The sequence below is a fragment of the Methylobacterium sp. WL6 genome, from assembly GCF_008040095.1.
Classification (GTDB): Bacteria; Pseudomonadota; Alphaproteobacteria; order Rhizobiales; family Beijerinckiaceae; genus Methylobacterium.
Genome location: NZ_VRVH01000546.1, coordinates 1 through 1534, shown reverse-complemented (window position 1 = coordinate 1534; position 1534 = coordinate 1). Strand labels below are relative to the sequence as shown.

Below are 1534 nucleotides of genomic sequence, written 5' to 3'. Positions count from 1 at the left end.
ACCGGCCACCACGCGCTCGCGCGCGGCCTCGGCTGGTTCTCGATCGGCCTCGGGCTGCTGGAGCTGGCGGCGCCGCGGGGCCTGTGCCGGACCCTCGGCCTCGAGGGCCGGGAGACGCTGGTGCGCAGCTACGGCGTGCGCGAGGTCGCGACCGGCGTCGCCATCCTGACGAGCCACGATCCGGCGCCGTGGATCCTGGGCCGCGTCGTCGGCGACGCCCTCGACCTCGCGACCCTGGCCCAGGGCTTCGAGGGCGATCGTGGGCAGAGGGCCAACCGCGTTGCCGCGACGGCGGCGGTGGCGGGCGTGACGGTGCTCGACGTCGTCTGTGCCCAGGGGCTGATCGCCGCCAAGCGCCTCTCCCGGCCCGGTGCCTTCGACTACGGCGGCCGCAGCGGCTTCCCCCGTCCGCTGCAGGCCATGCGCGGGGCGGCGGCCGACTTCGCGGTCCCGCACGATTTCCGAACTCCCGAGGCCCTGCGGCCCTGGTCCAGCGACGCCTCCGGGTCGCGCGGCATGCCAAGAACCTTGCCGGCGGAAAATATCTGATTTGCCGGCAAATGATATGGTAGGCGAGACGCGTGGCCGATCGGATCCGCGTCGGCACGCGGGCGGTCATCGCCCCCCATCGAAAGGACGCGCGGCCATGGTCCAGCAGGTTTCGGTCGACCCGGAGGCGCAGGCGGACAAGGCCGCCGAGGACGGCACAAGGACGCTCGCCGGCGATCTCGCCTATCGCCGCCTGATGATGGTCAACGTGGTCTTCGTCGGCACGCCCGGCGCCGGGGATCGCGGCTGGGTGCTGGTCGATGCCGGCATTCCCGGCACGAAGGGCCTGATCCAGGGCGCGGCCGAGGCACGCTTCGGCCCGGGCGCCCGCCCGGCGGCCATCGTCCTCACCCACGGGCATTTCGACCATGTCGGGGTGCTGGAGGATCTGGCCGCGGAATGGGACGCGCCCGTCTACGCCCACGCGCTGGAGCGGCCCTACCTCGACGGCAGCGCCGCCTACCCGCGGCCCGATCCGAATGTCGGCGGCGGCGCGCTGGCGCTGCTGTCGCCGTTCTACCCGACGAAGCCGGTCGACGTGGCCAGCCGCCTCGTCACCCTGCCGGAGGACGGGACGGTGCCGCCGATGCCGGGCTGGCGCTGGATCCACACCCCCGGCCACAGCCCCGGCCACGTCTCGCTCTGGCGCCCGGGCGACCGGTCCTTGATCGCCGGGGACGCCTTCGTGACGACGCCGCAGGAATCGATCTACGCGGTCGCGGTCCAGGAGCTCGAGATCCACGGGCCGCCGATGTACCTGACGATCGACTGGCCCGCCGCCGCCGCCTCGGTCCGCAGCCTCGCCGCCCTGCAGCCCGAGCGCGTCGTCACCGGCCACGGCCGCGCCCTGGAAGGCGCGGAGATGCGCCGCGGCCTCGACGTCCTGGCGCGGGACTTCGAGACCGTCGCGGTGCCCCGGCACGGCCGCTACGTCGACCACCCGGCGACCGCCGGCGACGGATCGGCCTATCGCGCGCCGTGAGCC

The 1534-nt window shown here is 74.3% G+C and carries 2 protein-coding genes; both read left to right on the top strand.

Annotation, left to right across the window (positions count from 1 at the left end):
* Positions 1 to 549, top strand: a 549-nt coding sequence (locus FV230_RS28210) for a cyclase dehydrase (RefSeq protein WP_147844707.1), incomplete at its 5' end; no start/stop codon positions are given.
* Positions 550 to 646: 97 nt separating this feature from the next.
* Positions 647 to 1531: an MBL fold metallo-hydrolase gene (locus FV230_RS28205; protein WP_147844706.1), complete on the top strand. Its 885-nt coding sequence runs from the start codon at positions 647 to 649 to the stop codon at positions 1529 to 1531.
* Positions 1532 to 1534: the final 3 nt, after the last annotated feature.

What these genes read in the sequence shown, in the direction of transcription:
- FV230_RS28205 (WP_147844706.1), top strand. Translation starts at nt 647, where the DNA reads ATGGTCCAGCAGGTTTCGGTCGACCCGGAGGCGCAGGCGGACAAGGCC.